This is a genomic window from Roseimicrobium gellanilyticum (assembly GCF_003315205.1).
Lineage (GTDB): Bacteria > Verrucomicrobiota > Verrucomicrobiia > Verrucomicrobiales > Verrucomicrobiaceae > Roseimicrobium > Roseimicrobium gellanilyticum.
The window spans coordinates 321,565-343,569 of the sequence record NZ_QNRR01000003.1 but is presented as its reverse complement, the minus strand read 5'-3'; the positions used below and the strand labels follow the sequence as shown (position 1 = coordinate 343,569).

18 protein-coding genes are annotated in these 22,005 nt (G+C 60.6%); 10 read left to right on the top strand and 8 right to left on the bottom strand.

The annotated features are described in order from the left end of the window. Positions 1-7: 7 nt before the first annotated feature. Positions 8-853 (bottom strand): transglutaminase-like domain-containing protein, encoded by an 846-nt coding sequence (locus DES53_RS11385; protein WP_113958383.1) that lies wholly within the window; start codon positions 851-853, stop codon positions 8-10. Between the two features lie 132 nt (positions 854-985). On the opposite strand from DES53_RS11385, the gene DES53_RS11380 reads away from it, so the two are divergent. Next, the gene (locus tag DES53_RS11380) at positions 986-2,008 is read left to right on the top strand and encodes a chorismate-binding protein (protein WP_113958382.1); all 1,023 of its coding nucleotides are present in this window, start codon (positions 986-988) and stop codon (positions 2,006-2,008) included. Positions 2,009-2,010: 2 nt separating this feature from the next. Next, on the top strand, positions 2,011-3,624 hold the full coding sequence (gene menD, locus DES53_RS11375) for a 2-succinyl-5-enolpyruvyl-6-hydroxy-3-cyclohexene-1-carboxylic-acid synthase (RefSeq protein ID WP_113958381.1): 1,614 nt from the start codon (positions 2,011-2,013) through the stop codon (positions 3,622-3,624). Between the two features lie 166 nt (positions 3,625-3,790). Here menD and DES53_RS11370 read toward each other — a convergent pair whose 3' ends face one another. The 6 genes from DES53_RS11370 to DES53_RS11345 form a co-directional block, all read right to left on the bottom strand. Next, complete coding sequence (locus tag DES53_RS11370; protein WP_113958380.1) at positions 3,791-4,747, bottom strand: CNNM domain-containing protein; 957 nt, start codon at positions 4,745-4,747, stop codon at positions 3,791-3,793. After that, positions 4,744-6,084, bottom strand: a complete 1,341-nt coding sequence (locus tag DES53_RS11365) for a CNNM domain-containing protein (RefSeq protein WP_113958379.1) — start codon at positions 6,082-6,084, stop codon at positions 4,744-4,746. Before DES53_RS11365 ends, DES53_RS11370 begins: the two co-directional genes overlap by 4 nt. Positions 6,085-6,220: 136 nt before the next feature. After that, on the bottom strand, positions 6,221-7,453 hold the full coding sequence (locus DES53_RS11360; RefSeq protein WP_113958378.1) for a DUF1015 domain-containing protein: 1,233 nt from the start codon (positions 7,451-7,453) through the stop codon (positions 6,221-6,223). A gap of 240 nt (positions 7,454-7,693) precedes the next feature. Beyond that, positions 7,694-8,617 (bottom strand): ThuA domain-containing protein, encoded by a 924-nt coding sequence (locus tag DES53_RS11355; protein ID WP_113958377.1) that lies wholly within the window; start codon positions 8,615-8,617, stop codon positions 7,694-7,696. Positions 8,618-8,889: 272 nt separating this feature from the next. Beyond that, the gene (locus DES53_RS32935; RefSeq protein WP_113958376.1) at positions 8,890-9,072 is read right to left on the bottom strand and encodes a hypothetical protein; all 183 of its coding nucleotides are present in this window, start codon (positions 9,070-9,072) and stop codon (positions 8,890-8,892) included. A gap of 422 nt (positions 9,073-9,494) precedes the next feature. After that, positions 9,495-10,712 (bottom strand): N-acetylglucosamine-6-phosphate deacetylase, encoded by a 1,218-nt coding sequence (locus tag DES53_RS11345; RefSeq protein WP_113958599.1) that lies wholly within the window; start codon positions 10,710-10,712, stop codon positions 9,495-9,497. A 163-nt stretch (positions 10,713-10,875) separates the two neighbouring features. Between DES53_RS11345 and DES53_RS11340 the strand changes: the two genes are divergently transcribed. Continuing rightward, a complete protein-coding gene (locus tag DES53_RS11340; RefSeq protein ID WP_113958375.1) occupies positions 10,876-12,342 on the top strand; it encodes a flavin monoamine oxidase family protein in 1,467 nt (488 codons plus the stop codon). A gap of 13 nt (positions 12,343-12,355) precedes the next feature. Here the strand turns inward: DES53_RS11340 and DES53_RS11335 are convergent, their stop codons facing one another. Further along, positions 12,356-12,874, bottom strand: coding sequence for a hypothetical protein (locus DES53_RS11335; protein ID WP_113958374.1), 519 nt, complete (start codon positions 12,872-12,874; stop codon positions 12,356-12,358). Between the two features lie 387 nt (positions 12,875-13,261). Between DES53_RS11335 and DES53_RS11325 the strand changes: the two genes are divergently transcribed. The 7 genes from DES53_RS11325 to DES53_RS11295 all read left to right on the top strand — a co-directional run bounded on the left by DES53_RS11325 (position 13,262) and on the right by DES53_RS11295 (position 21,992). Further along, positions 13,262-13,765, top strand: coding sequence for an RNA polymerase sigma factor (locus DES53_RS11325; RefSeq protein ID WP_170157028.1), 504 nt, complete (start codon positions 13,262-13,264; stop codon positions 13,763-13,765). A gap of 28 nt (positions 13,766-13,793) precedes the next feature. Next, complete coding sequence (locus tag DES53_RS11320) at positions 13,794-14,267, top strand: anti-sigma factor (RefSeq protein ID WP_113958371.1); 474 nt, start codon at positions 13,794-13,796, stop codon at positions 14,265-14,267. Between the two features lie 20 nt (positions 14,268-14,287). Further along, positions 14,288-15,751, top strand: coding sequence for a TolB-like translocation protein (locus DES53_RS11315; RefSeq protein ID WP_113958370.1), 1,464 nt, complete (start codon positions 14,288-14,290; stop codon positions 15,749-15,751). A gap of 277 nt (positions 15,752-16,028) precedes the next feature. Next, positions 16,029-18,551 carry a PSD1 and planctomycete cytochrome C domain-containing protein gene (locus tag DES53_RS11310; RefSeq protein ID WP_113958369.1) on the top strand — a complete coding sequence of 841 codons (2,523 nt, stop codon included), beginning with the start codon at positions 16,029-16,031 and terminating at the stop codon, positions 18,549-18,551. Between the two features lie 31 nt (positions 18,552-18,582). Then, a complete protein-coding gene (locus DES53_RS11305) occupies positions 18,583-20,016 on the top strand; it encodes a DUF1501 domain-containing protein (RefSeq protein WP_113958368.1) in 1,434 nt (477 codons plus the stop codon). A 93-nt stretch (positions 20,017-20,109) separates the two neighbouring features. Beyond that, positions 20,110-20,751: a TetR/AcrR family transcriptional regulator gene (locus DES53_RS11300; protein ID WP_113958367.1), complete on the top strand. Its 642-nt coding sequence runs from the start codon at positions 20,110-20,112 to the stop codon at positions 20,749-20,751. Further along, positions 20,748-21,992: an efflux RND transporter periplasmic adaptor subunit gene (locus DES53_RS11295; RefSeq protein ID WP_113958366.1), complete on the top strand. Its 1,245-nt coding sequence runs from the start codon at positions 20,748-20,750 to the stop codon at positions 21,990-21,992. Before DES53_RS11300 ends, DES53_RS11295 begins: the two co-directional genes overlap by 4 nt. The last annotated feature ends 13 nt before the right edge of the window (positions 21,993-22,005 follow it).

Sequence of the window (22,005 nt, the reverse complement as noted above, 5' to 3'; positions counted from 1 at the left end):
GGCCACCTCACGCCTCCATCAACTTCAGCATCAGCCGCCGTATCACGTGGCGTTGCGGCAGGTTGCTTTCGCGCTCAAAAGCCTCGTCCAGATTTCGCAGTACCCGGGCGATGATGGCTTCCACCGGGGCAGGGTCGCGGACCACGTCTTCCATCGAAGGATTGGCGGCGGGGTGATGCTTGGCCACGTCCTCGGACAGCATGAAGCGACCGCGATTGAAGCAATCGACCAGCCATACCTTGCTCTCGTGGCGCACACGCGCGAGGAAGTGACCGGGGAAGTTGCAGCCCTCGATGCGCATGCCAAGGCGGCGGCCCACCAAGATGTAGATGCAGCTCAGGGAAATAGGATTGCCCTGCCCGTTGGCCAGCACCCAGAGGAGGTTGCTGTTGTGGGCGGCATAGTAGTCCTTCGTATTTCCGCGCAGGCGGGCGTCGTCCCCGCGACCACCGAAAAGGAAGTCTGCGAGCCGGTGGGGATCATAGGTCCCGCCCTCGCGCATGGCCCGCTCCGCGACCGCATCAAGCTGGTGGGGCAGCTCCTCGGCCTTTGTTTGCCAGCCGCTCAGGAAGGCAGAAAGCTGGCCGAGAGCCTCTTCCAGTTGGGCTTCCGGGGAGGAGAGCCACTTCCAGGACATCCAGGCAGATTCCAGCTCTTCGCGGCACACGGGGGCGAGGATTTCGCTGATGAGACGCTGCTGCTCGTCATCCAGAGGCTCGCCCAGAGCGAGGAAATGCTCCGGGAGTTCGTGGCGCAGCGCAGCCAGCTTCTGACGTACCGCGTCGCGGACGACAGGCGTATCATCATCCAGCAGCCGGAGCAGCGACCGGAGTTCCACAGGGGCGGACGGCATTCTTCTTATCTAGCAAACAGTGGCGGCTGCGACAATCCGAAAAAAATGCCCATCCCTCTCCTTTTCAGCCACATCAGGCATGCGTTGCACATTGTCGTATCCCGCGCCAAGATGCCGGTCCAATTTTGATTCATGATGGACCTCGCGCTTTTCAGGCTTCCCGACGGACGGGCATGGGTGGGGGAGGGACCGTTTGCGGAAGCGGCGGCACCTCCGGGCGGCACTGCGTTCTATGTGAATGACTTCACACTGTCCGACGCCAGGCCCTGGAAGATACCTGCACGGCTAACCCCGGTGAAATCCAGGGAAGATCTGTGGGCTGCCCTAGCCCAAAATGAAGCACTGAACGATGCGGCTGCGCCCAAGGTGCGCTGGCAGAAGCCAGCCACGGAGTGGTTCAAGATGGCCTTCCGCCGTATCCGCAAGGATGTGCTCGCGCACAAGCTCCGCAAACTCGTGCCGGTGCTCACCGAAGAAGGCGAATTGCAATCCGGCGACCCGCGTGTGCTGCTGTGCCGTGTGCTGGAGGCGCCGGACGGATTGTGGGGGTATGCGCGTGTGCAGGGAAACCAGGGTTTCCTCGGCGCCACGCCGGAACTCCTCATGCAGATCGAGGGCAGCACGCTACGCACCATGGCTCTCGCTGGAACGGCGAAGCCCAACCGCGAGGAGAGCTTCGCGGCGGACGTGAAGGAGATTGAGGAGCACGAACTCGTGGCAGGTTTCATTGAGGAAGCGCTCAAGGAGTTTGGACAGGTGAGCCGTGGCGCCCGCGAAGTAAGCCACCCCGCCGGTCTCACGCATTTCCGCACGGACATTTCCGTGCAGCTTCAGAACTCCGCGGATATCAACGACCTCATCGCAAGGCTCCATCCCACTCCAGCGGTGGGTTGCCTGCCGCGTGATGAGTCTGGCCGTGAGAAACTGGCGGAGTATCGCCGGCAGCTGAAGACGCCTGCATTCTTTGGCGCACCGTTTGGATTGAAGGTGGATGATGCCTTCCACTGCGTGGTGAGCATCCGTGGCCTCGCATGGAATGAGGCGACCATGTTCCTGCCCAGCGGCTGTGGCATCGTGGGTGGCAGTGCCTTTGATCACGAGTGGCGCGAGCTCCGGCTCAAACGGGAATCTGTGGCAAAACTTTTTGGCGTCTAGTCATGGCAGACTCCAACGGTTCTCCTGAGCACACCGCAGTGCAGCGGAATGTGGAATTGATTTCTGCGTTGCTCAATGAACTGGATGTCATGGGCGTGCGGGAGTTCTGCGTGGCAGCGGGTGCGCGCAATGCGCAACTGCTGCATCTGCTGCTCGCACGTCGTTCCGTGGTGTATCATTTCGTGGAGGAGCGCAGTGCGGCCTTCTTTGCGCTGGGTCGTGTGATGCATTCGCGGCGTCCTGTGGCGGTGGTCACGACATCGGGCACCGCAGTGGCAGAGCTCTTTCCTGCCATCATGGAGGCGCACTATCAGGCGCTGCCGCTCATCGCCATCACCGCCGATCGTCCTTCGCGTTATCGCGGCAGCGGTGCTCCACAGGCGGTGGAGCAGATGGGCTTCTTCGGAAACTACGTCGTGCGGGACGTGGAAATGGAATACCGGGATGCGGAGTATCACGCCACGGTCGGACGAGCCACCGGAGGCAGCGGTCCCCAGCATTTCAACATCTGCCTGGAGGAGGGCTTCGCCTGCTTTGAAGCGGAGCATCGCGACCTGCCGGCTCGGAAACCGACCCCGCATCCGGCTCTCGAGTGGGACAAGGTGGGCATCAGCAAATTCTGGAGTGCCAAGGGGCCCATGCTCGCGCTCGTGGGTGGATTGCATCCTGCGGATGTTCCTGCGGCACGGCAGTTCCTGCTGAAAGTGGGAGTGCCCGTGATGGCGGAGGCCACATCCAATCTGCTTGGGGATGACCAATTGAAGTCCCAGCTGTTGACCGGCGGGGAGTCTGTGATGCGCGCGTTCGATGCGAAGCGCGTAGTGCGTCTGGGAAGCGTGCCATCGTGGAGATGGTGGCGTGATCTCGATGCGCGCGAGGACATTCCTGTGCTCAATATTTCGCGCGCTCCTTTTCGTGGGCTCTCCAGGACAGAGGGGGTGGTGACCTGCTCATGGGATGTGCTGCGGCATCCGGACTTTCATGTGCCTATGGTCGCCTCTGCGATGCCGGTGAACACGGACGCGGAGCGACTCGAGCGGGCGCTGGAAGCGAACCCGCTCTCTGAGCCTGCATGGATGGGGCACCTTTCACGAGTCATGGGTGAAGGCAGCATGGTCATGCTGGGGAACAGCCTGCCCATCCGCGAGTGGAATCTCGCGTCAGAGCCTCCTCCAACGGGTGCGGCATTCTTCGCGAACCGTGGCGCCAATGGCATTGATGGCCTTGTCTCCACCTGGCTCGGACTCTCCGCGCAGTCACAGGAATCATGGCTCATTGTGGGAGATCTCAGTGCGGTCTATGACCTCGGCGCACCTTGGATCCTGCCGCAGTTGAAAGCCGGCAAGCGGCGGCTGGTAGTGATCAACAACGGCGGCGGGAAAATCTTCTCACGCGTGGCATGGCTGAAGGATGCGGATGAAGGCACGCGACGCGTGATGGAAAACCCGCACGGCCTGAGCTTCGAGCCCTGGGCCCGCATGTGGAGCATGGACTACAGGCTCATCACGGTGCCTGACCAGTTGCATGATGATGCGGACGAAGGCGCCGCCATTTGGGAGGTACGACCAGATATGTTGCAGACAGAAGCCTTCTGGAAGGCGTGGCAGGGGAGTTGACCGAGGGTGGTCCGCCCACTCCGTGTGCGGTCAGAGGGTGAAACAATCGCCTTCACCCACAAAATTCCCAGCGCGCACGAACCACGTTCCAGGCTCAAATCTCATCCGGAGACATGCAACACTCTGACCGCACACGGAGTGGGCGGACCACCATGTAGGAGCACCATTACTTCACCGCGCCGTGCCCGTTCTTCCCATTCTGCGCGAGCAGGGCCTGCACCAGCCCTTTTTGCGTGATCACACCCACGGTTTCACCAGAGCCATCCAACACTGCGGCGACAGGCTCGCCTCGTTTCCTCAGTGCCTGCAAGCAGCGGAGTGCGGAATCCGTCTCACGAATTTGCAGCAGCGGGCGCATGAACTGACGCACGAGCCGATCCCGTGAAGGCGAGGCTGGGAGAGCCGTCATGTCCAGCCAGCCTTTCAGCGTGCCGTCACTCGTCATCACCGCTCGCCACAGGAGGGGCGCTTCCTTGGAGAGGGCAACGACACTTGTCAGGGGCAAATCCGGAGGCAGGGCACTCAACTTCTTGAGATGCGTCATGACATTGCGTGCCTGCATGGGGTGAAATTCTGCGAGGCCGTGAAGCAGCTTGCAGGTTTGCTCTGGCAGTACACCCAGCCCGGCGACCGTCTTCGCCAGTGAGGAGAGTCCCACGCTCTCCACATGCGTGGGTGAGGTGAGTTGCTTCGGCGTGATGAGTCGCGCAAGCCAGAGCGTAGGTGTCGAGGCGCGATGGATGTAGCACAGCATCGGTGCGAAGCTGCGCAAGAGGCGGAAGGGATAACGGCGGAAGAGCACCTTCGGCACGAGCTCGAGTCCGATCAGAAACACCGGCAAACCAAGCAAGAGTGCAGCTGCCCAGCCCCAAGGTCCCAGGAGATGCACCAGACCCACCGCGACCATCGCGAAAGCACCGAGGCCCATGGCGCGATTCAGCACGGTCACGGTGTGCAGGATTTCATTGCGCTTTTCCAGCAGGCCCGCGAGGCGCGCAGCGAGTTTGTCCCCTTCATCCGCGGCGTGGCGGGCGCGGACGCGACTCACGGTGAGCAGGGCGCTCTCCATGCCGGACAGGATGAATGCCAGAATAAGGCAGAGTGGCAGGAGGACCCAGATCATGGCGACTCGGCCTCCTCTTCACCGGTGGTTTCGAGCACGTGCAGTTCCAGTTGCTGGATGCGTGCGCGAGCAGTGCGCTTCACCTTGATGTGCACGCCTGCCACCGTGATGTGCTCACCGGGCTTGGGTGGATAGCCAAACGCATTGAGCACCAACCCACCGATGGTATCCACACCCTCTGCATTGAACTCGAGTTCCAGCTCGCGCTCCAACTCATCCAGGCGGGTGGTGCCCGAAACGAGATAGCGATCCGGGCCGATGGATTGCAGACCTGCGGATGACGTGGGTGCAGGCGCGACCTTCGCGAGGATTTGCTCCACCACATTTGCCCTCGTGAGCAGGCCTTCGAAGCCGCCATATTCATCCACCACCACCACGGCGGTAGCGTCATCTTTCAGATGCTCGCGCATGGCCTCGAGCAAGGGCAGCGATTCGGGCACAAACTCGGGTACCTGAGTCAGGGTGCTCCAGTGCGGGCGCCCTGAGAGCTTCCACTGCTGCACGGGCACGACGTACGCAATGGCATCGCGTTTCGCATCAAAGACCGCGACGAATTGATGCCTCGTGGTCTCCAGCATATTCGAGGCCTCATCATCCTCGGCATCGTGCGGCATCAGGGGAAGGTCCACCCGCGGGGTCATGGCGTCCTTGGCCGCGAGCTGGTGCAGGCCCACCATGGACTTCAGCAGCGTGGCCTCATCGCCGGTGATGGCATCCTGCTCATGACGCATGTCGATGAGCGTGACGATTTCTTCCGCGTCAAGATTCTGCCGTGGCTTCATTTTCTTCGGCGTGAAGAAGCGGACAGCGGCCTCAGTCCAGATGCGGAGCGGCGCGCAGAGTGGCACCAGGATCCAGCGGATGCCGCGGAACCAGGGAAGTGTCCGCAGCAGAACCTTCTCCGGAGAGCGGATGGCCAGTGCATTGGGCAGCAACTCGGCGGCAAGGAGACTTGCTCCCAGCAAAATGGGAGCGCTGATCCATGGATTCCATCCAAGCTGCTGCAGCGGCTCTACGGCGAACCAGAGGCAGATGGTGGCGAGGACGAGGTTTGCCAGGCAGCCAAGCAGCAGCGCCTCCGGAAGCAAGGCAGTGGGATCTCGCAGAATTTCACGCAGGTGCTCCTTCTCCTTCGGCATCGTGGTGGGCAGCGCCGCCACACCCCGCTCCCGCAGGGCGAAGAGCGACATCTCCAGCGCCGAAAGAACGGCCGCCAGCGCCAGCAGTGCGACGTACGCCACCAGCATGGGAATCACCAACGGCCAGTTGATGCTGGGCTGCACGGGGGAGTCGTGCAGCACCACAAGGGCAAAGCCGATGGCGGAGATGGATAACATCAGTGGAGGGCGCGGGCGCCTGTCGCACAGCGTGTGCCACCCTGCGCCGTGATCGCCACGCGGCGGTGCACGGAGGGCAGGGAGGGCGGACCGGCGGAGCTCATCTCAATTCACTCGTGCTGGCACGATCGCTCCATTAATCCAGGGTGTGGATGAAGAGGCCGGAGCGCAGCTTCGGCTCGAACCACGTGCTCTTTGGCGGCATGATCTCACCCGCGTCCGCGATGGCCATGAGCTGGTCCACCGTGGTGGGGTACATGCTGAAGGCGACCTTGTGCGAGCCGCTGTCCACCAGCTTCTCCAGTTCCGCAGTGCCGCGAATGCCGCCGATGAAGTCGATCTTCTCACTGGTGCGCGGATCGTCGATGCCAAGCACCGGGGCGAGGAGGCGGCTCTGCAGGATGCTCACGTCGAGCGCTTCCACGGGAGAGGCGTTTTCCAGGGGCTTCCAATCAAGGGTGTGCCACACGCCACCGTAGTACATGCAGGCCTGGCCGGGGTGGTCAGGGATTTTCTTCCCATTAGGGTCCACGGAGAAGATGGCACCCACCACGTGCAGGAAGCCTTCCAGAGTGTGGCCGTTGAGATCCTTCACCGCACGGTTGTAGGGGAGAATCTTCAGCTCGCTGGCGGGGAAGAGCACGCTGAGGAACCAGTTGTAGTCCTCCTGGCCGGTGTGATCGGGATTCTTCTCGCGGCGCTCCTTGCCCACACGGGCGGCACTGGCGCTGCGGTGGTGACCATCCGCCACATAGGAGAGGGGCACCTTCTTGTCGAAGAGCCTCGTCAGCTCCTCGCAGGTTTCGATGGGCAGGCGCCACAGCAGGTGACGGATGCCATCCGGAGCGGTGATGTCATAGATGGGCTTGTCTTCCTTCTCGTGCTCCTTGGTAATCGCGGAGATCTGCGCTTGGTCGCGGTACGTCAGGAAGATGGGGCCGGTGTTCGCACTGAGGGTATCCACCAGCTTGGTGCGGTCATCCTCCTTCACCTTGCGGGTCTTCTCGTGCTTGCGGATGATGTCGTTCTCGTAGTCCTCGATGTGGCAGACGGCGACGAGACCGGTCTGGGCATGCTCACCCATCACCTGGCGGTAGAGATACATGCAGGGGCCAGCTTCACGGACGAGAACGCCATCCGTCTGGAGCTTCTTGAAGTTCTCCAGCGCCTTCAGGTAGACCTGTGGGTCGTAGTCGCCCACGCTGTCCGGAAGGTCGATTTCCGCGCGGTCCACGTGCAGCAGGTTGACCGGGTTGTTGGCGGCCAGGGCCTTGGATTCGGCGCGGTTCACCACGTCATAGGGCACGGCGGCGACATCGGCGGCTTTTTCAGGGGTGGGGACGAGACCTTGGAACGAACGGAGCTGCATGAGGAAGGGGGAGGGAAAGGGGTACTGAAACCTCTGATTCTGGCGAGAATTGAAGGGGCCGCAAGCCTAGGAGGCTAAGTGAAAGTAGAAGGCTTCTCCAGAAGCCTTTTCACGTCCAAGAGTCCCCACGGTGTTGCCATCCGCGCAGCGTAAGTGATTCACACACAGTGAATTCCTGTGACGCGCCAGAGACAGCCCCCGGAAAGTGTCTCACGCCGCCGAGGCTTCTGGAAAAGCCTTCTACTTTTGCTTCGGTGCCGGAGGCTGCTGCTTGGGGTAGCCCTCCAGAGTGACCACGGAAGCCTTGTCCGCTGTGGGGAAGTCGGCCGGGACCTTGGCAGTCTGCACGACCTTGCCCGTGATGGCCCACTCGGTGCCGCGCTGCAGGATGGTGTAGAACCCCCGGTTCAGCATGGAGTAGTCCGCATGGCCCAGCGGCGTGTGGAAGACTCTCCCTTTGCCATAAGTCAGGGTCATGAGCATGGGCTCCGCATCATTGGTCTGCTCAGAGACAGCCGTGGCCAGCACCTCCAGGTTCTCGGCAGGACCGCGCAGGCTGTTGTAGAGCTCGTCCTGGGTTTGCATCCATTGGGTGGGCAGTCCCTTCGTGATGGGGTGCTCGGTGTTCACATGGGTGACCACGAAGCCATGCTGTGGTCCATGCGACCCACCTTTGCCGGCGGAGGTGTCGCGCATGAGTTTACCGTCTTTCACGAGCAGACGGGGACCGGACTTTTCATCACGACCGCCCCAGCCACCCACGCCGATCATCTTGTTGTACTCCGGCCACTCGGGGAAGGAGTTGTTCGCCGCGTGCACACAGACAAAGCCACCGCCGCTGGAGACATACGCCTCGAAGTCCTTGCGCACTGCCTCCGGCCACAGCTCGCCGTTGTAGTTGCTCACCACCGCCGCATAGTCGGAAAATTTCGGCTTCCAGGCATTCCACGCTTCCTTCGGTGAACCTTTGGGTGGCGAGGTGCTCACATCAACCGTGAAAACACCGCTACTCTCCAGCGCATCCTTCAGCACCGGCGTGGTGATGTCCCACTTGTGATTGTTCTGCCCATCCACAATGAGCACCTTGTGCTTCTCCGCGGAGAAGGCGGTGGAAGCAATCGACAAACAAAAACCGAGAAGAAGAAAGCGGCAGGTCAGTGTCATGAGGGAAGTGGTAGCGGAATCGGTATGGTGATGGCAAGTGGAAACCGACAATACGGTTCAGGCAGTGTCCATCTCGCTTCGGACATATGAGTCAGGATAAGAAACCGTGAATGATTTTAGCGGCGAGATGGCGCAATGTATACCTGCCCATATCTCCAGTTCGCTTTGCGTCTTGGAGTGCGGTGGCAAGCGCTAAGGCGCGACACCGCTTTGAACGGAGGGATCCAGCCCTGATGTCCTTGATAACGTTGCTGGAATCCAGCTTCCGAACTTCAACCCAGCCGCAGCTTGTCATGCACCACCTGAGTGGCTACGGTCCGGTTTTGTCTCATATCCTCAAGACCGCGGCGAATGCTTGCAAGCGTGGCTATCTCCTCCAAGGACTGTGACATCTCCTGTTCTTGCGATGCTTCTCTCTCACCATCGTCAGAGGAGTACTCAGTTGGATCAGTCATGGCGTGAAGTGGTGAACAATCCAACCATACGTGCCGTCATACAAAATTTCACCGTCACACATCTCGAATCAACGGTCATGGCTCAAATCCCGCACGAGGCTTCCTCATGTTGCGTGGCGTGAATTGCGCGATCACAGCGAGCGGGACATGCTCATTGAATTCTACATGACAACTGACCAGGCAGCATGCTTGGTGGACTGCATGAGTGCCCGCAGCCGCGCCCTGAAAGGGCGCAGGAGCCCAGCCCAGTGTTAGGGAGCCTTGGCGACCGACACCTTGGGTATGATACAAAATATCATTCGACCCTGAAGGGGTCGCGGAGTCGTTGCAACAAACGGCGATGCTTTGCATATCTTGGCAACCTCTCCGAGAGACCCCTCAGGGGCGAGCTCCGTTTGTCATCGCGCTGTAGTAGACCAGTCTCATCCCCGCCTCTTCACCGAAAACTCCTCCCCACCAATAAACACCCGCTTCACCCCCAGCTTCCGATCCAGCACCAGCACATCGGCGAGCTTGCCCTTCTCCAGGCTGCCGACCTTCTTCGCCACGCCAGCCCGTTCTGCAGGCGTGAGCGAGGCCATGCGGATCACATCATGCACCGGTGCCTTGGTATCGCGCGCCATCACACGCACCATGTGATCCATCCCCATGATGGAACTGGCCAGCGGACCACCGGGCATACGTCCCACAAAACCATCGCTGATGAACATCGTACCATCTTCCGGCCCAATGCGGTATTCTCCGGGCGGCATGTCGAGCGCACGATTGGAGTCCGTGACCAGGCAGAGACGGTCCGCACCTTTCATCACATACGCGAAACGCAAAAGCGCCGGCGCGAGATGATGCCCATCCGCGATGACTTCCGTGCTCATCTCACGATGCATCAGCACGAACTCCTCCATGCTCGCCTGCATGGGCGTACCCAAGCGGGCACGTAGTGAAGCCACCGAACTCATGGCGCACCAGAAGTGATCCACATGACGCATGCCGCAGCGGAAGGCTCGCTCCATTTCGGTCCAGCTGGAATTCGAATGACCGCAGGTGACGAGGCAGCCGCTCTTCTTCGCAGTCTTGTAGAATGCCTCTGCACCCGGCAGCTCCGCTGCACAGGTGGCGATCTTGATAATCCCCCGTTGGAAGTACTCCGTGTATTCCTCCACCACCGGATTGCGTCTTCCCTTCGCAGAGTGCGCCCCCACCTTGTCCTCGGCAAAGTACGGACCATAGAAATGCACACCCGGCAGCCGTGCGCCATCCGCGATGCTCCACTCCTTCCGCACTGCGATGCAGGCATTCAGCATCGCATCGAGCTGTGCCGGTGAACCCGTGGTCGTGGTGGGGAAAATGGAAGTCGTTCCATGCCGCGTGTGCGCGCGATTGGCCACACGCACGGCTTCGGCAGTTCCATCCATGTAGTCTGCCCCATCGCCACCATGCACATGCATCTCCACGAAGCCGGGCGAAATGTATCCGCCACGTGCATCGATGACATGCGCTCCGCGCGGCACCCGTGTCCTCTTCGCAGGTCCTACCGCCGCGATGCGACCCTTCTCACAGATGACCACCGCATCTGGCACCAGCCGATCCGGCAGGACTGCGGTTCCATTTTGGAAAATCAGAGCAGGAGCATTGGTTTTCATGACCATGGAGCGATGGTGGAAAAGTTCTCCGAAAGGATGGGCATCCGATCGCGGTTGAAGTCCAAAGGCTGATCATGGCAGCATTCTTTCACGGTAACGTGAGAACGCCCCATGCCCCGGCCCTCCTGACTGCAAGAAGGTTCACCGATCACTCCACGCTCCTATGCGTCGCCGTCACTTCCACCGAATCGCGGCCGGTCTGACCGGAGCCACGTTGATGGGCAATATTCATGCTCAGCAGCAGCCACCAGCAGTGAAGGCCCGCAAGAAGGTCATCGTGGCCGGCGGCGGCATCGCAGGTCTATGCTGCGCCTATGAACTGATGGAGCGAGGTCATGAAGTGACGGTGCTGGAGGCATCGAGACGCATCGGCGGGCATGTGAAGACCATCCGCGATCCGCTGCCTGACGGGCTTTATGCCGACGTGGGCGCGGAGCATTTCACGAAGCCCGGCTACACCCAGTACTGGAAGTATGTGGAGAAGTTCAACCTCGACTATCTGCCCTGGAACCGGAGGCAGAACATGTACCGGAAGATCGATGGGTTATGGTACACCGAGGCGCAGCTTCAAGAGCCTGTGGTGTTGCGCACCTTTGGCTTCGCTCCCCGTGAAGTGGACTACATCATCGAGCATGGTTGGACGGAGCTCAGCAAGCTGTTCCTCGAACCATATCTCGCGAAGTTCAAAGATGAATACCAGCCCTTCGGCGTCGGTCTTGACGAACTGGACTATTCGCTCATCGGTGAACTTTTTGCCGAGGCAGGTGCATCAGCGGCTGCGATGCGCTTTGCTGGCGGAGGACGAGTCGCCACTCCCGAGAAGCCTCCCCTAAGCAGCGACACCTCCGCGTTGTTTCGTCTCTGGCAGTCCGCGATCGTGAAGCTGCGTGGTCTCCCCGGCTTCAAGCGGGAGGTCTTCCATCTCAAGGGAGGAAATCAGGTGCTGCCCGATACCTTTGCCGCGAAGCTTGGCGATCGCATCCGGCGCCATTGTCCGATCACTGCCATTGAGCACACGGTCAGTTCCGTCACGGTGCATTTCACCGAAAGAGACAAGCCTCAGCAGCTTCAGGCGGATGCGCTGGTCCTCTGCATTCCGCCCATTCTGCTCGCAGGCGTCAAGGTCACGCCGGACTGGCCGGAAGCGAAGGCGTTTGCCTTGCAGAAGACGGTGATGGGGATGCAGTCGCGCGTGTTGTTGCAGACGAAGACGGCCTTCTGGAAGGGAGATGTGCCCAGCATCAACCTCGAAACAGGCGACTCGCGCATGTCCCTGGTCTATGAAACGGCGGACGATGTGCCGGGCGAATCCTGCGTACTCATGGGGAGTGGCATGCCTTCACAGACTCCGGAAGAAACCATCGCGGCGTTCCGCAAATTCTATCCGGGTAAGAACAAGGACACCATCGAGCGATGCATTGTCCATGAGTGGTGGAAGGAGGAGCCCACGTGCTTCGGCTGCGAACGGCAGGCCTTCCCCCTGGGGCAGTTGGCAAAGTTATGGCCGCATCTCATCGAGCCGGTGGGGCCGATTCATTTTGCCGGTGCGGCCTATGACAATCTGCCCTGGGGCATGGATGCTGCCACCCGCTCCGCGAATCGCGTGGCAGAGCAGATCCATGCCGCGTAGCGTGAAGCAGGGGCTACTCGTCGCGGTAGATGACCACGCTCACCAGCCGCGCCCCTTCGACAAAGGTGGCCTCATGCACGAGGTCGCCGATGCAAAAGTTGCCAGTGACTTCGTCTTCATCCTTGTCCATCAGGTCAAATTCTCCCAGGAGGTGGGTCAGAGTGTCCGGATCCATGTTTGGAGTAAGGAGTTCTCCCGCAGGATGGATGACGACTTCAGCGTTGGCACTCGATTCGCCCACCGGATTGAACTCGTGCTCAGAAATCGAGAGGGTGATGAACTCAAGTCCACATTGGGTGAACTCCATCAACAGACCCAGATGCGGATAGGCAAAGTAGGTCGTGCTGTTGCTGATGTAGCGGATGTCCGGACAGGGACCAAGCGGCTCCAGTGCAGACACGGGTGCACCCAGGGGAATGCCATTTAGTGAACCCGTGGAGGTATCCCAGACTAGTTTCACAGGCTTGGGAGGAACGGGGAACTCGGCCGTCGGGTCCGGTTTCTTGCCGAAGAGTTTGGTCAGAAAGCTCATGATAGGTCGCTTGTTTTGCTTGGGAGGTTTTGCAAGACAGCCGGTGTCGAAGCCGCCGTGTCTTGCAGGATGGATGTCAGGACCTTTGTGAGTGTGACGGACAGAGCAGGCGACACCCGTCCCGCCACTCCCTCCGCGATCAGCCGCGCACTCATTCTCCGTCTCCGAAGTTCCTCTGCGTCTCCGTGTCTCTGCGTTGAATCCCACGTACACTGCCTCGCCCCCGTACGGAACGGCCACACCAACCCGCTCCCCAGGACAACTTGGTTACCCTCCATGACCATCCAAAAAACTCAAAACCCTCTGAACCTTTTCCCTTGGCGCGGACACGGAGAAGTGAGCGTAATGGAATGCCCCGGCGCCTGACCGCTCACCCTGCTGCCGACCGTGGACACCACCGACCAACCGCCCCTTCTGGAGCGCCTCTTTGCCGAGAGCGCGGGAGACCTTGCCCGCTACTTCACCCGGCGGCATGGCGTGAGTGCGATCGTGCAGGACCTGGTGCAGGAAACCTTCCTCCAGATGGCCCGCGGCCTGAAGGAGGGGCGGCAGCTCAAGTGTGCCCGGGGCTACCTCTTTGGCATCGCGCGACACCTGAGCCAGGCGGCCTGGGAGCGGAAGTCGCGCGAAGTCGTGGTGCCCTTTGATACCGTGGCAGCTGTCGCCGACGCGCGCACGCCAGTGACGGTGAAAGATGACCGCGTGGACGCTGCGCGTGAGACCATCGCTGCCCTGGCACCGCTGCAGCGCGAGGTGCTGGAGCTGCGCTTTTCCCAGGGCCTTTCCTACGCGGAAATCGCGGAGGCCCTGGGCATCCCGGTGGGCACCGTCCGCTCCCGCCTGCACAACGCCGTGGCCGCCGTGCGCGAGCGGCTGGAAACCAACCCTTGAACCTTTCCTTCCCTTTTCTCTTCAGCTTATGAATGCACAATCCCTCCATGCCTTGATCATCGACCGGCACTTCGGAGAACTCAGCCCGGAGGCCACCGAACTGCTGGCCGTACACCTCGCGCAGAATCCCGAAGCACAGGCCGAAGCGAATCGCATCCTGGGCGCTCTCGCCATCACCGAGCAGACCGTGCTGGAACATCCGGAACTCGTGCAGATGGGAGGTGGTGAGAAGAAGAACGCCCCTGCCTCTCCCATCGTGAAGAAGGGATGGTTCACCCCTGCGGTGCTGGCGAAAGCAGCAGCCATCGTGGTGCTGCTGGGGGCGAGTGGCGCCACCGGCTTCTTTGCAGGGCGGACACAGCCACTTTCTCCTCCAACGCCAACCGTCGCCTCGGTGAATGTGGTGCCGCAGACCCCGCGGTCGGACAGCCCGTGGGCCAGCTACCGCCTCGCACCTGATCCAGACAGCGGTGAACTGCGCGCAGTTCGGGTGAGGAACTAACAACGTAACTTTTCCATTCCATGAAAAAACTTTTCACGGCACTCAGTGCCCTGGTGGTGCTGGCCCTCGCGGGATGCCTCCCCGAGGAGCGCTTCTGGTGGTCGCCAGATGGCAGCCACGCCCTGATGCAACTTGAAGACGGGCTCTACCTGGCCGGGGCAGATGGCGCTGCGCCGGTGAAGCTTGATATCAAGCTCGGGAACGAGGGGGAACTTGCCAGCCGTGCGAGCTGGCTTCCAGACGGCAGCGGCTTTGTGGTGAATCGCGTTCTCGCCTTCTCGAAATGGGAGGATGCGAAGGTCGTGATCCCCCCCGGGGAAGCGGCCGAGGTGGAGCGGCTCGCCAGGGGTATCCCCTTGCTCATCACTGCTTGGAATGCGGCGCATGACCAGAAGACTGAGAACACTGGTGATGTGGACGATTGGTTGCCTGTGAAAAACAGGGTGCTGCTGGGCGCTGCCTTCTACCTCGCCTACACCACGCAACGAGAGACGCTCGAAGCTGAACTGCGCAAGACTCCCAAGGGTGAAGCGACGATCGAGCACCTGCGTGAAGAAGAGATGGTATTCCCCGTGCAGGAAATCTGTCTGGTGAAGATGAAGGACGGAAAGCTGGATGGTGAACCCCGTCCACTCGCCCGTAGCCTCCGTGCGCTTGTCTTCCCCAAGATCTCACCCACAGCGAAGGCCGTGGCGTTCCTGCATGCGATGGAGGAGGAGGATGCGGCAAAGCTGGAGGTGGCCATGCTGGACGGAAGCGCGAGGTTGGAGGCTGCGCACCAGATCAGTGCTGCCTTCGACTGGACCACGGATGGGCATTCGCTGGTGTATTCAGCTCCGGTGATGGGCAAGGACAGCAATCTCCAGCGCATCCACCGGCTGGAGGTCCTGAAAGCGGACGGCACGCTGAGGAAACGGAGCGAGGGAGACGTGGCCCACCCCGATGACCTGAAAGGCCCGGTGACCCTCGCCCTGACGCTGATGCCCACCTCTCCGCGTGTGATTGCCCTGCCGGATGGCCGGGTGCTCTTCGCCAGCCAGCCGGTGACCTTTCCGGCAAAAGGCGAGGGACTGGAAGTGGCGCTGCAGCTCTTCACCGTCACTGCGGATGGCAAGACCCTCACACCGGTGCCTACGGCTCCGGGGGACCTGCCTGCGAATCTTGGCTGGTTCACTGCCTCACCGGACGGAAAGAAGCTGGCCGTGGTGGAGAGCGATACGGATGCCGTGGCCGTGGTGGAAATCGATAGTGGCAAGACGGAGATCATCTCCCCAGTGCACGCCAGCTGGCAGTGCCGCACCATGCCGGCGTGGAAGTCCTCCACCGAGCTCACCTTTGCCGCCTTGAAAGACGGTGCGCCGAAGTGGATGCTCTGGAAACAAGGTGAAGGCGTGCGCTGCATCAGCGACTCCTGGCCTTCATCAGCCACCGCCAGATGGCTGGAGGAGAAGAAGAAAGAACAGCCTGCGGAGAAGTCTCCATGAACGCTGTCCGAAATATCCATCGGACAATTACCCTTCCTCCAACGAGCTCACAGTTAACCTGACTATTTATTCAACAATTGTATGGGTATAAAATCTGGGTAAGCTCACCACATTCCGTCACCCTGCCTGGCGCCCAACCCTCCTGCGTCCTTTGCGTTCTTTTGCGGCCATTCCCCGAAGCTCTCATCATGAATCTCGCCGCCATTCCCCCTGAAAATCAATCAACTGCCGAAAACGATAGTTCGTTTGGCCAATTTCTGAATTTTTTCAGACTCCCATGAGCTCCGGAAACAACCTCACCTCCGCGCCTCGCAGGGTTGCTCGCCTGCTGCTCCCCCTCGTCTCGTTGGCTGGCATGGCCTCGCACACGCGCGCGGAGGATGCTGCTTCAGTCGCCTTCTTTGAATCGAAGATCCGTCCCGTGTTGGTGGAGCACTGCTACGAATGCCACTCCACAGAAACTGGCAAATCCAAGGGTGGGCTGCTGCTGGATACGAAACACGGCATTCGCAGCGGAGGTGAGACCGGCCCTGCAGTCGTGCCGGGAGATCCCACGAAGAGTCTGCTGCTCACCGCAGTGAAGCATGCGGATCCCGACCTGGAGATGCCACCCAAAAAGCCGAAACTCAGCGACCGGGTCATCGCGGATTTGGAAGCCTGGATCAAGAGTGGTGCGAATGATCCCCGTGAGACGGCGGCGAGAACAGCTGCCCTGCCTCCCGTCTCTGTGGAGGAGGGGAGAAAATTCTGGAGCTACCAAAAGCCCGTCGTGGCGCCCTCGCCAAAAACAAAGGACACGGATTGGGCGACTCGGGACCTGGATCACTTCGTCCTGGCCAGGCTGGAGGCGGAAGGCATGACGCCTTCGCCAGATGCCGAGCCCGTAGTGCTGCTGCGTCGATTGCATTTCGACCTTGTCGGTCTCCCTCCAACTCCGGCGGAAACAGAGTTCTTCGTACAGAGATGGAACAAAGGTGGTGAGGAGCGAGAGAAACTGTTGGGCGAAACGGTGGACCGCTTGCTGGGCAGTCCACACTTCGGCGAACGATGGGGAAAGCACTGGCTGGACGTCGCTCGCTTCGCGGAGTCGAATGGGCGTGAATCGAACATCACCTTTCCACATGCCTGGCGATATCGCGACTATGTCATCCGTGCGATGAACGAAGGAAAGCCGTTCGATCGGTTCGTCACCGAGCAGATCGCAGGTGATCTGCTGCCAGCAAAGGATGATGCTGCGCGGGCACAACTGCTGGTGGCCACCGGCTTTCTTGCCTTTGGTGCGAAGGGGTTGAATGAAATGAGCAAGGCGCAGTTCGCCGCGGATCTCGCGGACGAACAGCTCGACACCGTGACCCGCGCCATCATGGCCAGTTCCGTGGCCTGCGCACGCTGCCATGATCACAAAACGGAGCCCTTCAGCATGGAGGACTACTACGCGCTCGCGGGTGTCTTCAAGAGCACGAAGACGCACTACGGCACGTGGATCGATTCCGAGAACAACAATGGCGGCACGCTCCTTCGTCTCCCGGAATTGCCCGGGCAGCTCGTGCCAAACAAACCCGGCACACCTCAAGAGGTGGCCAGGCTGAAGGCCGACCTCGCCCAACTCGCCAAAGAGGGCAAGGACCAGGAGGCTTATGTGATGAAGGCCAACCTCGAGGGCAAGGACCTCAGTGGTGAGTTCAACAAACTGCTGGGCAATGCCATTCGCATCTACTGGCAGAGCGGTGGTCTGGAGGGACGGCTGGCCACCATGGATGAAAAGGGACGCGCTCTTCCGCTGTGCATGGGCGTGGAGGATGCGGAGAAGATCCAGGATGCGGCCCTGCTGGAGCGTGGAGAGATCGCGCACCCGGGCAAAACCATCAGGCGTGGCTTCCCCAAAGTGATGGAGATGCGCGGTGTATCAGTTCCTGATGGCAAATCGAGCGGGCGGCTGGAGTTTGCCAGATGGCTCACCAGTCCGGAACATCCACTCACTTCCCGGGTGATGGTGAATCGTGTGTGGCGACACCTGCTGGGAGCGGGACTCGTGAAGACCACGGACAATTTTGGCTTCAGCGGTGAGCGCCCCAGTCACCAGGAGCTGTTGGATTCGCTGGCAGTGAAATTCACGGACGGTGGTTGGTCGGTGAAGGCGCTCATTCGTGAGATTGCGCTCTCCCGTACCTACCGTCAGGCGTCGACGTATCGTGACGATTGTTTCCACAAGGATCCGGAGAACCGCCTGCTGTGGCGTGCCGGCAAGAGGCGTCTGGATGCAGAAGTGATCCGCGACTCCATGCTGTCCGTGTCAGGCCTCCTGGATCCTTCACCGCGTGCAGGGTCGCTGGTGGCGGAACTCGATAACCACTCGGTGTCGCTCATCGGCTTCAACAAAAAGGTGCCTGAGGACCTCGATGGTTCTCGCCGACGCTCCGTATATCTTCCGGTGCTGCGTGATGCGTTGCCGGATGCCATGGAGTTGTTCGATGCCGCTGAGCCCAGCCTGGTGATCGGAGACCGCAGTGTGACGAATGTGCCGCTACAGGCGTTGTACCTGCTCAACGGCGCCTTCGTTCAGGAACAGGCCGCGGCTCTTGCTGCACGGGTCGCGAAGGCACAGAAGGCAACCGAGGCACGCATTCGCGAGGCATTTCTCCTCTGCTTCAACCGCGCGCCCGACCCGAAGGAGATGGAAATCGCGAAGCACTATTTCGAGACGGCGGGAACGTCGTCCGATGCTCCGGCTGAAGACGCCCTGCTCGCCAGCTACTGCCAGGCTCTGCTGGCCACCGCAGAATTCCGCAACGCCGACTAGTCAGCAAGTTCACTCCACCAATCGTACTGCCATGCAAACGACTGCTTCCGCTTTTCCGCACCGCTTGTTTTCGCGTCGCGAGGCCTTGATGACCGTCTCCTCGGGCATCGGCTATCTGGCATTCGCCGCGCTGGCACAGACGGCGGCAGCGAAAGGTGGGGATGCTCTTGTCTCGAAGGCGCCGCATTTCCCTGCGCGGGCGAAGCGCATCATCTTCCTCACCATGCGCGGCGGTCCCTCGCATGTGGATCTGTTCGACTACAAGCCTGACCTCATCAAGGGCAGTGGCAAATCCGCTACACTCGGGCGCGATTCTGCAGGAGCAAAACTTCTCGGACCCGCGCATCCCTTCACCCAGCATGGGAAGTCCGGCCTGTGGATCACAGACAGATATCCACATCTCGCGAAGCATGCAGATGATTTGTGCATCATCAACTCCATGCACACGGACCTGCCGAATCACGCGCAGGCCTTCGCGCAGATGCACACGGGAAGTTTCCAGTTCGTGCGGCCTTCGTTGGGGGCATGGACCTTGTATGGCCTTGGCAGTGAGAATGACAACCTGCCGGGCTTCATCACCTTGAATCCACCGGCGGACAACGGCGGCGCCTTGAACTATGGCAGCGCCTTCCTGCCCGCCATCTGCCAGGGTACACGCATCGGTGGCAGCCAGCTGCCGGACTTGTACGCCGCTTTCCTGAAGCGCGACGACACTCCGGGACCGCCGATGAAGAACATCGCGAACAGCAAACTTTCATCCTCCACCCAGCGGGCGCAGATCGATCTCATCCGCAGTCTGAACCAGCACAAGCTGGAGCGCGAGCAGTGGCAGCCGGAAATCGAAGGGGCGATTGAATCCTTCGAACTTGCCTTCCGCATGCAGTCTGAAGTGCCCGGGGTGCTGGAGATTCGAGATGAGCCGGAGAGTGTGCGCAAGCTCTACGGCATCGGTGAAGGAAAGGATCAGTTCGCCCGCCAGTGCCTGCTGGCCCGCCGCCTTGCAGAAGCAGGAGTGAGGTTCATCGAGATCGCGGCCCCGGCGAACTGGGACCACCATGCCCTGCTGAAAGACAATCTCGCAAAAGCGTGCGAGGCCACGGACAAGCCCATCGCGGCCCTGCTCACCGATTTGAAACAGCGTGGCATGCTGAAGGACACCCTGGTGGTGTGGGCCGGTGAGTTCGGTCGCACACCCTACGCTCAGGCGAATGATGGGCGCGATCACAACAACAAAGGCTACTCCATCTGGATGGCCGGCGGTGGTGTGAAAGGCGGCATGAACTACGGCGCCACGGATGAGATTGGCTACAAGGCATCGGTCAATCCCATGCACATCCATGACTGGCACGCGACCATGCTGCACCTGCTGGGGCTGGATCACACAAAACTGACCTTCAACTACGCCGGGCGGAATTTCCGGCTGACAAATGTGAGCGGTGAAGTGGCTCAAGGCCTTCTGGCCTAAGTGATTAGCAGGCGCTCTCCAAGGTGGGGCGACTTGGATAAACAAGAATCCATTTGACGGTTTGTTCATGAATGTGAACGTACGTTCACATTCATGAACTTGGATTCTGATGCCGGAACAGCCACTCCCCGTAAGGCGAGGGAGCGTGAGCGCAAGGTGGAGGACATGCTGGCCGCAGCGAGCCGGGTCTTTGCCCAGAAGGGATTTCATGGCGCCTCCATGGATGAGATCGCGAAGGCCGCGGAGTACGCGACGGGCGCCCTGTACCGCTATTTCCCGGGGAAAGAAGCCCTGTACGTGGAACTGGTGGAGCGCCGGATCGCGAGCGTGCTGCGGTTCGTTCAGGAGCGCATCAAGGAGGTGAAGGATCCGGTGGAAGTGCTTCGCCGAGTCATCTCCGGTCAGTTGGAGTCCGTGCGGCGCGACATGTCGCTCCTGCAGATTTATTTCGGCGAGCGCCTGGAGACAAGTTTGAGCGCCGACTATTGGAAGCGTCTTGAAGTGCAGCAGGAACGTCTGCTAAGCTTGCTGGCAGACTGTGTGAAAGCTGGACAGAAAAAGGGCATGTTCCAGTCAGGAAATCCCCGCCACTTCGCTGTGGCTCTACAGGGGATGCTTCACGGATTTTATCGCGACTGGATTGCCACACGCAAAAGCGGACGCGCACTCGAAGAAGAAAGCGAGTTCATCACCAATCTCTGCCTGAGGGCTGTCCTCAAATCTCCCAAGTCATGAAAGCGATCGCCTGCACTCTCCTGGCCGTCACCGGCGCCGCAGCACTGTCATCGTGTGGCAAAAGTGGTCCACAAGGTCCCGCGGCACCGCCTCCACCAGCCGTGGTGGTGGCCACGGTCATCAAGAAGGACGTGCCCATCTACGTGGACAATGTGGCGCAGACCGAAGCGTTTCAGACGGTGGAGATCCGCGCCCGGGTGCAGGGCTTCTTGACTCAAGCGCCCTTCCGGGAAGGTGGACTTGTGAAACAGGGGGCGCTGTTGTTTGAGATCGATCCCAAGCCCTACCAGGCCATCGTGGAGGAAGCGAAGGCCAATGTGAGCAAGACAGAGGCAACGCTCTCCCGTGCCAATGCGGATGTGGAGCGCCTGCGTCCTCTCGTGAAGCAGAGCGCCATTTCGCAGCAGGATCTGGACAATGCCATCTCCACTGCAAAAGTTGCTGAGGCGGACATGCTGGGTGCGAAAGCCTCGCTGAAAAAGGCGGAGTTGGATCTGGGGTACACGCAGATGAAGGCCCCCTTTGATGGCATCATCGGGGAGCGCCAGGTGGACGTGGGAAACTACGTGGGCAGCACCGGCGGCTCCACCCTGCTGGCCACGGTGTCCACCGTGGATCCCATGAGAGCGGTATTCCACGTTTCCGAGTCCAGTTTCCTCCGCTTTCAAAAGCGCTTCCTGGGTGATGACGAGGCAAGGGAGCGGCACAGTGAATCGATGCAGTTCCAGTTGCTCCTCGGGGACGGTTCCACGTATCCACAGATCGGGAGGTTTGATTTTGCGGATCGTGCCCTGGATGCCCGCGCTGGAACCCTGAAAGTGGTGGTGACCTTCCCAAACAAAGAGGGGCTCCTCCGGCCCGGACAGTTTGCCCGTGTGCGCGCAAAGCCGGAGGATCGTCCCGGCGCCATTCTTATTCCGCAGCGGGCGGTCTCCACAACGCAGAGCATCAAGTTTGTGTTTGTGGTGGGAGAGGGGAACAAGGTGGAACAGCGACCGGTGCAAATCACCGACCGTGTTGAAGATCTCTTCGTGGTGTCTGAAGGAGTCAAGGAAGGTGAGCGTGTGATCATTGAAGGCATTCAAAAGGCCCGCCCGGGAATGGTGGTGACTCCGATGACGCAGCCCTCGACGCCTGCCGCTCCGCCGCCAGCCGCAGCAAGTCCTGCCTCATCGGCACCGCAGGATAAAAAGGAGGCGGACGCTATGCCCGCCAAGTCGGAAACGCCCGCCGCGAAATAACCCGCACCCGCTC